This is a genomic window from Rhodococcus tibetensis (assembly GCF_024438035.1).
Taxonomy (GTDB): domain Bacteria; phylum Actinomycetota; class Actinomycetes; order Mycobacteriales; family Mycobacteriaceae; genus Rhodococcus_F; species Rhodococcus_F tibetensis.
Map to the genome: position 1 here is coordinate 188,698 of NZ_JANFQF010000009.1, position 12,714 is coordinate 201,411.

General features: G+C 66.2%; 12 protein-coding genes and 1 riboswitch. Of the genes, 2 read left to right on the top strand and 10 right to left on the bottom strand.

Annotated elements, in window-relative coordinates; all coding sequences use genetic code 11:
* Positions 1 to 72 precede the first annotated feature (72 nt).
* Both NOF53_RS13230 and NOF53_RS13235 read left to right on the top strand, forming a co-directional pair.
* Positions 73 to 1,860 (top strand): substrate-binding domain-containing protein, encoded by a 1,788-nt coding sequence (locus NOF53_RS13230; RefSeq protein WP_255968927.1) that lies wholly within the window; start codon positions 73 to 75, stop codon positions 1,858 to 1,860.
* 189 nt (positions 1,861 to 2,049) lie between these two features.
* Positions 2,050 to 3,204 (top strand): metallophosphoesterase, encoded by a 1,155-nt coding sequence (locus tag NOF53_RS13235; protein ID WP_255968929.1) that lies wholly within the window; start codon positions 2,050 to 2,052, stop codon positions 3,202 to 3,204.
* Between the two features lie 41 nt (positions 3,205 to 3,245).
* On the opposite strand, the gene gcvP is transcribed toward NOF53_RS13235, so the two are convergent.
* The 10 genes from gcvP to NOF53_RS13285 form a co-directional block, all read right to left on the bottom strand.
* Entirely contained in the window at positions 3,246 to 6,098 is a 2,853-nt protein-coding gene (gene gcvP, locus NOF53_RS13240) for an aminomethyl-transferring glycine dehydrogenase (RefSeq protein WP_255968931.1), read from the bottom strand.
* 173 nt (positions 6,099 to 6,271) lie between these two features.
* A riboswitch (glycine riboswitch) is annotated at positions 6,272 to 6,394 on the bottom strand.
* Between the two features lie 88 nt (positions 6,395 to 6,482).
* Positions 6,483 to 7,103 (bottom strand): MerR family transcriptional regulator, encoded by a 621-nt coding sequence (locus tag NOF53_RS13245; RefSeq protein WP_374212608.1) that lies wholly within the window; start codon positions 7,101 to 7,103, stop codon positions 6,483 to 6,485.
* A 272-nt stretch (positions 7,104 to 7,375) separates the two neighbouring features.
* A complete protein-coding gene (locus NOF53_RS13250; RefSeq protein WP_255968933.1) occupies positions 7,376 to 7,849 on the bottom strand; it encodes a bifunctional nuclease family protein in 474 nt (157 codons plus the stop codon).
* Positions 7,850 to 7,997: 148 nt separating this feature from the next.
* Positions 7,998 to 8,738 (bottom strand): transcriptional regulator FtsR, encoded by a 741-nt coding sequence (ftsR, locus tag NOF53_RS13255; protein ID WP_255968935.1) that lies wholly within the window; start codon positions 8,736 to 8,738, stop codon positions 7,998 to 8,000.
* Positions 8,735 to 9,235 (bottom strand): glycogen accumulation regulator GarA, encoded by a 501-nt coding sequence (garA, locus tag NOF53_RS13260; protein WP_255968937.1) that lies wholly within the window; start codon positions 9,233 to 9,235, stop codon positions 8,735 to 8,737. Before garA ends, ftsR begins: the two co-directional genes overlap by 4 nt.
* Before the next feature lie 311 nt (positions 9,236 to 9,546).
* Positions 9,547 to 9,951, bottom strand: coding sequence for a glycine cleavage system protein GcvH (gene gcvH / locus NOF53_RS13265; RefSeq protein ID WP_255968938.1), 405 nt, complete (start codon positions 9,949 to 9,951; stop codon positions 9,547 to 9,549).
* A gap of 42 nt (positions 9,952 to 9,993) precedes the next feature.
* Positions 9,994 to 10,782 carry a DUF881 domain-containing protein gene (locus NOF53_RS13270; RefSeq protein WP_305086838.1) on the bottom strand — a complete coding sequence of 263 codons (789 nt, stop codon included), beginning with the start codon at positions 10,780 to 10,782 and terminating at the stop codon, positions 9,994 to 9,996.
* Positions 10,745 to 11,107 carry a small basic family protein gene (locus tag NOF53_RS13275; RefSeq protein WP_255968942.1) on the bottom strand — a complete coding sequence of 121 codons (363 nt, stop codon included), beginning with the start codon at positions 11,105 to 11,107 and terminating at the stop codon, positions 10,745 to 10,747. The genes NOF53_RS13270 and NOF53_RS13275 overlap by 38 nt, the downstream gene beginning before the upstream one ends.
* 31 nt (positions 11,108 to 11,138) lie before the next feature.
* Positions 11,139 to 12,002, bottom strand: a complete 864-nt coding sequence (locus NOF53_RS13280; RefSeq protein WP_255968944.1) for a DUF881 domain-containing protein — start codon at positions 12,000 to 12,002, stop codon at positions 11,139 to 11,141.
* Positions 12,002 to 12,625: a CDP-alcohol phosphatidyltransferase family protein gene (locus tag NOF53_RS13285; protein WP_255968946.1), complete on the bottom strand. Its 624-nt coding sequence runs from the start codon at positions 12,623 to 12,625 to the stop codon at positions 12,002 to 12,004. Before NOF53_RS13285 ends, NOF53_RS13280 begins: the two co-directional genes overlap by 1 nt.
* Between the last annotated feature and the right edge of the window lie 89 nt (positions 12,626 to 12,714).

Here is a 12,714-nt window from a genome sequence, read left to right on the forward strand (position 1 = left end):
GGTTCCGTTCCGCGCATCACTACACTGCGAGAGTCGACTTCCATCGACTCGTCGAACAGGAGCAGGTAACACGTGGGGAATCATCGCGGCGGAAAGGGTGCCAGGGGTATCAGTAAGGGACCTCTGATCGTGCTCGGTCTCGTCGTGGTGATCGTGCTGGGAGTGTTCGGCTGGTTCCAGCTGGCTGATCGGATCGACGATCAGGGTGCCGCCGCGGCAGGCGCGTGCGTCGAGGGTGACAGCGTGCTCTCAATCGCCGCGGACCCCGACATCGCCTCCGACATCCGCACTCTCGCGGACCGCTTCACGGCCACCTCCCCCGTCATCCGCGATCACTGCATCTCCGTCACTGTCACGCCGGTAGCCTCCGACGCGGTGCGCGACGCCCTGATCGCGGGCCCGGAAGTCGGGTGGGACGACAACCTTCTCGGCCCGCGTCCTGCATTGTGGATTCCGTCCAGCTCGCAGTCGATCCGCCAGGCGCCGGCCGGCGCCGTCAGCGGGGAGGCCCGTCCCCTTGCCGCCAGTCCGGTGGTCCTCGCCGTCAGGTCCGAGTTCGAGAGCGCTCTGAACACCGCTGCCGTCGACTGGAAGGATCTGCCGTCGCTGCAGAGCGGGCGGGGGTCACTGGCGGCGCTCGGGCTGCCCAATTGGGGAAGTCTTGGTTTGGCGCTACCGGTCGGGTCCGGTTCGGCGGTTACGGAACTGGCGATCGAGGCCGTCGCCGCCTCCGTTGCGGGCGACTCTGCCGGTCCGGTCACCGCCGAGCAGGCCCACTCACCCCAGGTCACCTCCGCGCTCACCGGACTGGCACTCGGATATGAGGCCTTACCCGGCGCAAAGCCGGAGACGACGCGGGAGGCCCTCACCCTCCTCACCGATGCGGACGACCCGTCCACGGAAGGCATCCACGCGGTGCCGGTCACCGAACAGCAGCTATACCTGGCGCTGCGCGACGCGCCGGGCTCCGATGTCACCGCATTCATGCCGAATGGTGCCACACCGGTTGCGGATCATCCGGCGGCCATCCTGTCGGGGCCCGCAGTCGACGAGACACAGAGCCGGGCGGCCGCCCAGTTCACGGAGTTCGTCCGCGAACCCGAGCAGGGTCAGGTGCTGGCTGATGCGGGCTTCCGGATCGAAGGGCTGGGCCGCCCGGATGACACCGCATTGACGTTTCCCGGCTTCGAAGCCAGGCTGGTACCCGCCGATTCCGGTGCCGCCGCAGAGATGATGCGCGTCGTCCGCAATCCCGTGACCGAACGGACGTCGACAATCCTGCTCGACGTATCGAGGTCGATGGGTGCCGTCGAGGGAGTCGCCTCCCGCCTGGCGAATACGACGACGGCTCTCGCGGCCCAGATCGGCCGCTCGCCCGACGCGTCGAGCCTGGGATTGTGGGAGTACAGCACCAATCTCGACGGAACCCGTCCCTACACGACCGTCGTTGCCACCGGCCCGCTCTCAGCGGGTGGATTCACCGAGGGAACCCGCAGGCAAGCCCTCGACGCAAGGCTGGCGAAGGCCGCACCTGCCGCCGGCACAGCCACCTACGCGTCACTCGAGGCGGCGTACGAGAGCGCGGTCGCAGGGTTCACTGCGGGACGCACCAACTCGGTGCTGCTTCTGACCGACGGCGCCAACGACGACGGCTCGCTCACTCGTGCCGATCTGCTGGCGTCTCTCGCCGCCGCCGGTGATCCGTCGAAACCTGTTCGTATCGACGTCGTGACCATCGGAGAGAACCCGGATCTCAACACCCTTCAGGCCGTCGCCGATCGCACCGGTGGGTCGCTGGAGAAGGTCGCGTCCTCGGACGGTCCCGCGTTGGCCACCGCCATCAGCAAGTTGTTGTCTTGACAGTTCCCAGACCGGGGGCGGGGAAGCGACGCCCCGACCTCACCGGAATCCACCTTGCGAAGACCTCGCTGGCGTCGGCGACACCTGCGACGCCGCCGGAACAGAAAGCGCTCCCATGCATTCGGAGATTCGACTCCCTCCCCGACTCACGCCGCTGACGCAGCAGTCCGTTTCCGGGGCGGTCGCCCGATGACGAGGATCGTTGTCTTCGCCGTCGTCCTCGCCCTCCTCACCTGGTGGCTTCACCGGCGGCTCGTGCGGGCAACCGGCCTGTCCCGACCGTGGTCCGTCGTGGTCGATGCCCTCCTTGTCGCCCTGTGGGTACTTGCGGTCATCGGCGTCGGCAGCGGTGAGGTTTTCGACACCGGCTGGGCCCGTCCTCCTGGTTTCGCGGGATGGGTATGGCTCGGAGCAATGCTGTATCTGGTCCTGGGCCTGCTCTTGGTGGCAGTCGGGTCGCTGGCCGCTCGCGTGGTCGCGCGGTTGCGCAGGGCTGAGAGCACCGAGCAGGTCGATCTCTCCCGGCGCCGCACCCTGCGCGTTGCGACGTCGGTTGTCGTGGTCGGGGCCATCGCGGCTGCCGGATACGGGGTGGCCGAGGCCGCCCGCCCGAAGGTGGTGCGTGTTCGTGTTCCCCTGCGACGCCTTCCGCCCGAGTTCACTGGTGTCCGCGTAGCTCTCCTGTCCGATCTCCATGTCGGCCCGGCCCGCGGTGTGAGCTTCACTCGGGAGATCGTGAATGTGATCAACGCGGAGCAACCCGACCTGGTGGCGATTGCGGGCGATCTGGTGGACGGCACGGTGTCGAGGGTCTCGCCCGACCTCGAACCCCTCGCGGATCTTCGGGCGCCGATGGGGATATTCGGTGTCAGCGGTAATCACGAGTTCTACGCCGACGACGGCGGCCGGTGGCTCGACGTGTGGGACCGTCTGGGTATCGCCACTCTCCGGAACCAACGTGTGGCTCTCCGCCGCGGCGGAGCCACGATCGATATCGCAGGCATTCACGACTACTCGTCGCCGCCGCCCTACGAACCCGACTTGTCTGCCGCGCTCGCGGGACGTGATCAGTCGACGTTCGTGATGCTGCTCGCCCACGAACCCCGGCAGGCGCTGGAGGCCTCGGATCTGGGGGTGGACCTGCAACTGTCGGGGCACACGCACGGCGGGCAGATGTGGCCGCTGCGCTATCTCGTGCCGCTGCAGCAGCCGTCGGTGACGGGTCTGGACCGGATCGGGAACACCGTCCTCTACACCACGCGCGGAGTCGGAGCCTGGGGTCCGCCTGTGCGGGTGGGCGCACCGCCGGAGATCACGATCCTCGAACTGATTCGCGAGGACTGACCCGGTCCGGCCCGCCCCGGGTGAGCAGGGCGGGCCGGCTGTCAGGCTCCTTCGAACGCCGAGATCGGTGGGCAGGAGCACACGAGGTTGCGGTCGCCGTGCGCACCGTCGATGCGACGAACGGCAGGCCACACCTTCGGCCTGCCTTTGCCGAGGGGAAACACCGCTGCCTCCCGGGTGTAGGGGTGGTTCCACTCGGCAACCAGGCAACCGGCGGTGTGCGGGGCACCGCGCAGCGGGTTGTCATCCACCGGCCACTCCCCCGCTCCCACGCGGTCGATTTCGGCGCGGATCGCGATCATCGCCTCACAGAAGGCGTCGATCTCCTCGAGGTTCTCACTCTCGGTGGGCTCCACCATCAGCGTGCCCGCCACCGGGAAGCTCATGGTCGGTGCATGGAAACCGTAGTCCGCGAGTCGCTTTGCCACGTCGTCCACGGTGACACCGGTGTCCTTGGTGATCGGACGCAGGTCGAGAATGCACTCGTGCGCCACCATTCCACCCTCGCCCGTGTAGAGGACGGGGAAGTACTCGTCGAGGCGGCGTGCGATGTAGTTGGCCGAGGCGATCGCCGTCAGGCTTGCCCGCCGTAATCCGACCGCGCCCATCATCCGGATGTAGGCCCAGGTGATGGGGAGAATGGAGGCGCTTCCGTAGGGAGCCGCGGAGATCGGTCCGGCAGTGCCGAGTTCGGGAGCCAGCGGGTGCCCGGGGAGGAACGGCGTCAGGTGGGAGCGCACCCCGATGGGTCCGACACCGGGGCCGCCGCCGCCGTGCGGGATGCAGAACGTCTTGTGCAGATTCAGGTGACTGACGTCGCCGCCGAATCGACCGGGTCGGGCCAGCCCGACGAGGGCGTTGAGGTTGGCGCCGTCCACGTAGACCTGACCGCCGGCGTCGTGGACGGCAGCGCAGATGTCGGCGATCTCGTGCTCGTACACGCCGTGGGTGGAGGGGTAGGTGATCATGATCGCGGCGAGGCGCTCGGCATGATCTGCAATCTTCGCCCGCAGATCGTCGACGTCCACATCGCCATTGGGGCGGCAGGCCACCACTTCCACGCGCATACCCGCCATGACCGCGGACGCCGCGTTGGTGCCGTGGGCGCTCGAGGGAATCAGGCAGGTGTCGCGGTGGTCGTCGCCGCGGCTGAGGTGATAGTGGCGGATCGCCAGCAGTCCCGCGTACTCGCCTTGGCTGCCCGCGTTCGGCTGCAGGCTGACCGCGTCGTAACCGGTCACCGCCACGAGCCAGTTCGCGAGGTCCTCGATGACGCGGAGAATTCCGGGCGCGTCCGCGGTGGGTGCGAACGGGTGCAGTCGAGCGAACGCGGGCCACGTGATCGCTTCCATTTCGGCGGTCGCGTTGAGCTTCATAGTGCACGACCCCAACGGGATCATGCTGCGATCGAGCGCAATGTCCTTGTCCGACAGGGCCCGCAGATAGCGCAGCATGCCGGTCTCGGTGCGATACCGGGTGAAGACCTCGTGCTGGAGGTAGTCGGAGCTACGCGCCTGACGGCTGGGAACCGCGGTGCCCGGCCCGATGTCGACGGCACCGGCGCCGCCGAATGCGGCAAGCACGCTGTCGATGTGTGCTGGGGTGGTCGCCTCGTCACAGGCGATGCCGACGTGATCGGCGTCGACCAGGCGGAGGTTGATTCCCGACTCCTTGGCCTTCGCCACGACGGCCGCCGCCTGCCCCTCGACCCGGACGAGGACCGTGTCGAAGAAGTGCTCGTGCATCACGGTCACGCCGGCCTTGCGCAGGGCGCCGGCGAGCGAGTGCGCCGTATTCGCGACGCGCTCCGCGATCGCCTTCAAGCCTTCGGCGCCGTGGTAGCTCGCATACATGGCCGCGAGAACGGCCAGCAGCACCTGGGCGGTGCAGATGTTCGAGGTCGCCTTCTCACGGCGGATGTGCTGCTCCCGGGTTTGCAGCGCCAGTCGGTACGCCTTGTCACCATCGGCGTCGACAGACACACCGACGAGGCGGCCGGGTAGCTGACGGGCGTGCTTGGTGTGCACGGCAAGGTAACCGGCGTGCGGACCGCCGAAGCCCATGGGAACACCGAACCGCTGAGTCGTGCCGAAGCAGGCGTCCGCACCGATTTCCCCGGGCGGTGTGATCAAGGTGAGGGCCAGGAGGTCGGCGCCGACCGCGACGAGGGCGCCGCGCTCGTGGGCCTCGGCGATGACCTCGGTGTAGTCGACGATCCGGCCGGACGCGCCCGGAAGTTGAGCGAGGACGCCGAAGAAGTCACCTTCGGGCAGCCCGGAGGACAGATCAGCCACGACGATGTCGATGCCGAGCGGCTCGGCCCGGGTCTCGACCACGGCCAGGGTCTGCGGGTACAGGTCGGCATCCACCACGAACCGCGGCGACTTCGACTTGCTCGCGCGCCGGAGGAGAGTCATCGCCTCGGCGGCTGCGGTCGCCTCGTCGAGCATCGACGAGTTCGCGACTTCCATACCGGTGAGATCGGCCACCATCGTCTGGAAATTCAGGAGAGCTTCGAGACGACCCTGACTGATTTCCGGCTGGTACGGCGTGTAGGCGGTGTACCAGGCGGGATTCTCAATGATGTTCCGGAGCAGAACCGGGGGTGTGAGGGTGTCGTAGTACCCGAGTCCGATCATGGTGGTCGCCACCGTGTTCTGGGCGGCGAGCTCAGCGAGCTCGGCAAGAGCCTCTTGCTCGGACACCGGGGCAGGCAAAGCGTCGAGACCTTCGGCGACACCATCCGCGACATCGTCGAGAATGACGGCCGGCACCGCCTTCGATGCCAGGTCGTCGAGGGATTCGGCACCCACCACGTCGAGGATGTGCGCGAGTTCCGCCGCGTTCGGGCCCACATGACGGTCGGCGAATGTACGGCTTCCAGCGTCGATCACGACAACTCCCAAGCAGTTCGGAGGACCAGGACGCGCCCCGCGCAGCGGTGCGTTCCTCCCCCTCTGTCGCCTGCTCGCATTCGAGCGCCTGAGAGATTCGGTACCGGCGTCCGGTGCGGACGGGTCCTTTCCCCGTGGGCGGGTGGGTGCTCCCACCGCTTTCCAGAGACGTCGGAGCCCGCACGGTCCTGTCTGCCTGAGAGATTGACGGGGAGGTGCTGCTCCTTCGGCGCCCGGACTCCTCCACACACGATCTTCTGTGCATGCAGTGCCCGGAACTCTCCCGCACGGCGTCGACGCACGTTCAGTCTATGTCACGCACGCCCATGCCATGCACACCCACAGGGCACGCCGAAGCGCCTGGTAACGATGCCGGTAAGAGATCTAGCCGGTCTTGCGGCTTGCGCGGTTCTTCCGCCGCGACGCCAGTTCGTCTTCGGGACTCTGCTCGAGCGCGCCGCCGTCGGCACGCTCGGCCGGGAAATCCGCGATGGTGCCGGTGAGCTCACGCATGGCACCGCTGACCGCGATACCGAAAACACCCTGGCCGCCCTGCAGTAAATCGACGACCTCTTCGGCGGACGTGCACTCGTAGACAGTGGTGCCGTCGGAGAAGAGTGTGATCTTGGCCAAGTCTCGCACTCCGCGCTTACGGAGGTGGTCGACGGCCACGCGGATGTTCTGCAACGATATTCCGGTGTCGAGCAGGCGCTTGACGATCTTGAGAACGAGGATGTCCTTGAACGAATACAGGCGCTGGCTCCCCGAGCCGGCCGCGCCACGAATGGACGGCACCACCAGAGACGTCCGAGCCCAGTAGTCGAGTTGCCGGTAGGTGATTCCTGCGATCTGGCAGGCGCTGGGAACGCGGTATCCGACGAGGTCGTCAGGGACGGAATCGTCTGGGAAGAGGCCCGGCTGGATCTCTTCGGAGCTGAACTCGGGCTCGGCAACATTGTCGCCGGGCGCAAGATTCAGCGGATTCTCCTGCGGCCGATCTCCCACTGACTACTCCCTCTCGCATGTTGCACTGAACCCGACGATCAGTGCGCCTGTGACACGCGTCGCCAGTAGCCGCGGCGCATGCACCACAGCACTCGGGCGGCGTAGTCGCCACCAGTGACATCGAGCAAATCCATACCCTGAACCCACTCAGCGTACGCCCGATCGAATCTGCTAGGCAGAAAATCACTGCACCGAACGCTATGACTCCGGCGGGTCAGGGTCAACGCAACGCGCCGGAAGAACCTCAACCGTTACTGGAGGGAGCGGGAGGCTCAGCCGTCGGTGGCCTTGAAGTCGTCCGGCGAGACGGATTCGAGGAACTCCTTGAACTTCTCTACCTCGTCTTCACGCTCGTCCGGCATGACGAGTCCCGCCTCCGTGAGAACCGACTCCTCGGCGAAGATAGGGACTCCGATGCGCAACGCGATGGCGATCGAGTCGGAGGGCCGGGCGGAGACGCGGGTGTTCTGATCGAACACCAGATCCGCGTAGAACGTGCCCTCGCGAAGTTCGACTATGCGCACTTCCTTGAGAGTGCGGCCGAAGGCCTCGATCAAAGTCTTGATCAGATCGTGCGTGAGAGGCCGCGCGGGCTCGACACCCTGTTGTTCGAGTGCAATCGCAGTCGCTTCGGTTTGCCCGATCCAGATGGGGAGGTAACGGTCTCCGTCAGTTTCACGCAACAGCAGAACAGGTTGATTCTGAGGCTGCTCGACACGAACTCCGATCACGTGCATTTCGCTCATCGCGTCTGCCTCCACCCTGCAATGGTCCGTACGCGGCACACCGTGCCTACCAGGATTCTATTCGATTCGTGTCCGCTGTCGACCGTACAGTCGTTCGAGCGCAGCGCCGCTCAGAAGTTCCCAGTCAGGACGTTCTTCGGAAATCAGCTCACCGGTCGAGTGCACCGCGCACGGCGGACTTCACCAGACAAGTGTGCAGGGTCAGCGACAGGGCTGCCAGTTCCCGGACCATTTCCTCGGCGCGGTCGCGGGCACCCGCGTCACGCCCCTTGGCCACCGGCCCGGCGATTTGGGCGACCAGACCCGCCTCGCGATCGGCAGCGAGTTTGAATGCCCGCAGATGCCGCACCTCGAGGCCGAATTCGGACATCGCCCGCGCAGTACGTGCGAGCGTCACGGCGTCCTCGTCGAAGAAGCCGGCGGGCCCCGGTACGACGAGTCCACCCCGGGTGAGTTCCACAAGGAACTTCTCGTCGATGCCGGCCCGCGCGATCAGGTCGTCGCGGCTGATCCGGACTTCCCGATCAGTGAGAAACTCTTCTGGTGAGACCTCGCCCGGCGCGACGGTGAGGGCGCGCGGCCGGCGCGGCGACGAATCGCCGGCGCCGACCGTGGCGACACCACTATCTATGGCCTCGAGCTGCTCTTTGATGACCTTCAGCGGCAGATACTGGTCTCGCTGCGCGGTGAGGACGTAGCGCAGACGTTCACAGTCGGCGATCGAGAAGCGCCGATAACCCGACGGAGTCCGCTGGGGGCTGATGAGGCCCTCAGCTTCGAGGAATCGAATCTTCGAGATCGTCACATCAGGAAAATCGGGCCGCAGCCGATCCAGCACAGAGCCGATCGACATCCCCGATTGCGCCTGCTGCTGCCGCACCGCGGTCATTGGCTACCCGCACCAGCTGACGTCTCACCGATCTGTGAGCCACCGGCGGTGGTACGCGGACCCGTCAGGAACACCAGTCGGAACTTTCCGATCTGGACCTCGTCACCGTTGGCCAGTACTGCCGAGTCGACCGGTTCCCGGTTGACATACGTGCCGTTGAGACTTCCCACGTCGACGACCTGGAATTCGTCGTCCTCCTGGCGGAACTCCGCATGACGGCGGCTGACCGTCACGTCGTCGAGGAAGATGTCACTGTCGGGATGCCGCCCCGCCGAGGTCGTCGGCTGGTCGAGCAGGAAGCGTGAACCTGCGTTGGGCCCGCGCTTGACGACGAGCAGAGCAGAACCTGCGGGCAGTCCCTCCACACCCGACACCGGAGCCTCAGGCGCCTGGGTTGCCGAGGAGTTGTCGAGCTCGTTGAGGAAGTCCGCGCGGAAGACCGACGTCGTTTCCGCCGGGGACTCCCCATAAACCGCGTCATTGCCGTTCTCGCTCACCGTTTCTCCTCCTAGTTCGATCATCCAGCAAGATTCGCTGGACTACGCAATGCCACTCGGTGCTACATAATTCGATATTTGTGCACATTATCTTCCGTGCACAGCCACGACCACACTCACACTACGGACCTGCGCCCCGACACGGCACATGCGTTCATCTCGACCGTACCCTGCGCGCGCCGGTGCGTGTAGTAAGACAGGCCGCCAGCACATTACGAACCGGTAATACGCGGCCGAAGCGACCCGTCACGCCCGACGGGCGGGCAGTCGAGGACTCCGGGTATCGGCGGATCGCCGCGTCCGTGCCGAAATCAGCCTGCGGTGATGTCCGCATAGGCAGCCGCATCCAGCATCTCCGCGAGGGCGGCGTCGAGCGTCGCCTCGTCCTCGACCCCGAGATCGACGAGCCAGCCCTGCGCGTAAGGCGCCGAGTTCACGAGTTCCGGGTTGCCGTCCAGATCAGCATTTGCGGCAACGACTTTCGCCGTCAACGGGGCGAAGATATCGGACACGCTCTTGGTGGATTCCACCTCACCGAGCGATTCGCCCGCGGTGACCTCGTCGTCGACTGCGGGCAGCTGGACGAACACGACGTCACCGAGCTGGGACTGTGCGAAATCGGTGATGCCGATCCGTACCGTCGTGGCCCCGGTCCGCTCGACCCACTCGTGTTCGGCTGTGTACCGACGATCGGCGGGAATTTCGAGCTCACTCACAGTGGCGTCCTTTCGATGGCAATCCGCGGGCGGATGCGAAGATCAATTTCCGGGCTGAGCGTATTGGCGAGGTTTCGACTCCCGCAAGGCGGAGATCGTGACCTGCTGTGATTGTTCGATCTTCAGCTGTCCACCGCTGCGCGCGACGGTGTCGACCACGCCGCCGGGAATGTTGAGTGCAGCCGCCAGGGTCGGCGGATCCCCGATCGCGACCACGCTGTACGGCGCGGTGATCCGCTGACCGTCCACCGAGAGATCCCCCGCCGACCCCGACACCCAGGAGTCGACGCCGATCCGGATGGGTGCACCCTGCGCACCTTGCAACGAGATGGCCTCGGCACCTGCCGCCCGCAATTCTTGGACGAGGTCGAGGAGGACTTCGGAGCCCACTCCCTTGCCGGGGTCGGTGATGCTCATCGTCACTCCCGGTCCCGCGGCCGGTGCGCTTCCGACCTGGATCGACAAGGCAGTCAATCGCGCGCGGGCCTCGTCGAGAGCAGCACCGGAGCTGCCGCTTTGCCGCAATGTGGCCAGCGTCTGCTCGAGGGAGGCGATCTCTTGCCGCAAGGCCGCCTCACGCTGGTTCAACGTATCGAGCACGACCAGGAGGTCCGCCGGACTCGCCGAGTCGAGGGTGTCACCGGAGCCGGTGTTCTTCACCTGAGTCACGATCGCGATTCCCAGCCCACCGAGGAGAAGGGCGGCCAGCACGGCGAAGACGACGTGGGACCGGCGCGACGCCGGTTCGTCCTGGTGGAGTTCGTGTCTGCCCTCGTGACCACTCACCGGCCGATCACGCTCCGAAGAGGCGTCGCCGGAGCGCCGCCGCATTGCCGAAGATCCGGATACCGAGGACCACCACGATCGCGGTCGACAACTGGGTGCCCACTCCGAGTTGGTCCCCCAGCCACACGATCAGCGCGGCCACCAGAACGTTGAACACGAACGAGACCACGAACACCTTGGAATCGAAAATCTCGTCCAGGTAGGCACGAAGTCCGCCGAACACGGCGTCGAGTGCCGCGACCACGGCGATGGGCAGGTACGGCTGCACGGCGTCGGGAACCTGTGGGCTGAACACCACTCCGAGCACGATGCCCACCATCAGGGCGAGAACCCCGTATACGGCCGATCCGCCCTTGAGCGCTGCCTTCATTCCGGTGCCGCCTCCATTTCACTCCGCCCTCTCATCGAATTCCTGCCACCTGCGCCGCCCGTACCTCGCGGGCGGGGGCGGCAGGAAGGTCGAGTTCGTCTGCTTCTGCCACCGAGAAGCCGATCCCGTACAACTGAGCGACGCTCGACATCCGCAAATACGCATCGCTCACCACGAACCCGGTCTGCATCGGCCCCTGCGGTCCGATCGCGGACACCACGTATGGCGAGAACACGGGCTGATTGTCCACGAGCATCGCGCCGCCCGCCTGCCGGATCGTCACCGTCGGACCGATCCGCACATCGCCGACCGCGACGGCTTCCGCACCGCTCGCCCACAACGAATTGACGACCGACTGAAGGTCGCGGTCGAGCACCACAGCCTTGCCGCCCACGGAGCGCTGCGAAGAGTCAGAGAGGTTCGGCCGTGCCGCGGGATCGGTCAGCGTCACGACCAGGCCCGGACCGCGGACGGCCTCGACTGCGGCGTCACCCTCGAGCGCACGCAGCTCCTCGAGTACGGCGGATCCCCGGGCATCGCCCGCCAAGGCTGCGGCGCGGGCGTCATCGGCACGAACCGACAGGACGTCGCGGGTGTCCTCGAGGCTTCCGACACGGGCTTCGGCGTCGTGCACCTTGCCCAGTAGTTCTGCCCGTACCTGCTCGGTACCCGGGAGGCGTTCGGTGGCCTCGCGGTAAGCGACTGAGAGCACCAGGCCGATCAGCAGCGCACCGAGCGAAATCCACACTCGGTTCCCCACCCGGGTCTGTCGCACGTGACCCTGTTCGCGATCCTCGGCGGCGCCCTCGTAGCCGGGATCCAGGTGATCGTTCATCAGGGAACGGAGAAGGGACGGCACCGGGTTCCTGCGGACGCCGGTGTCGGTACGTTTCATCAGCGAACCTCGCGGCCGTCGCCACTCGGCGGTCGCACGGGAACGGTGCGCGCCACGGCGAGCGCACTGGCCGTGTACAGCAGACCCGTCCAGACGTACAACACTGTGCCCCAGATCAGGAGTGCGGCACCCGCAGGCTTCGCCAAAGGGACGAGATCCCAGTCGACGTGCGCGGCGAGAATCATCGGAAGCGCGAACATGAGTAGGAAGGTTGCACCTTTGCCCAGGTAGATCACCTCCGGCGGCGGCAGTCCGCGGCGCCGGTAGATCAACAAGGTCAGAGCCAGAACGGCGTCACGACCGATGAGGATGGCAGCCACCCACCACGGGATGAACCCGCGTACCACGAACGTCACCAAGGTGGTCACGACGTAGAGGCGGTCGACGAACGGGTCGAGGAGCGCCCCCAGCTTCGACGACTGGTTCAGTACCCGCGCCAGTTTGCCGTCGAGCCAGTCGGTGAATCCACTGATCATGAGGATGGCCAGTGCCCACCCGTCGGCGTGGGTGACGAGCAAGAGGTAGACGAACAGTGGCACGCCGATCAACCGGATGACACTGAGAACGTTGGGGACGGTCACGATCCGGTCCGACCGCACGATGTCCCGGTCCACCGAATCCACCACAGTCTCCCCAGCCCTCGATTGCGCAGTGTTCCGCGCTGCTCATCGCACCGCTCTCGCCACTCTTTCACAACAGGTGCGGGCTTCAG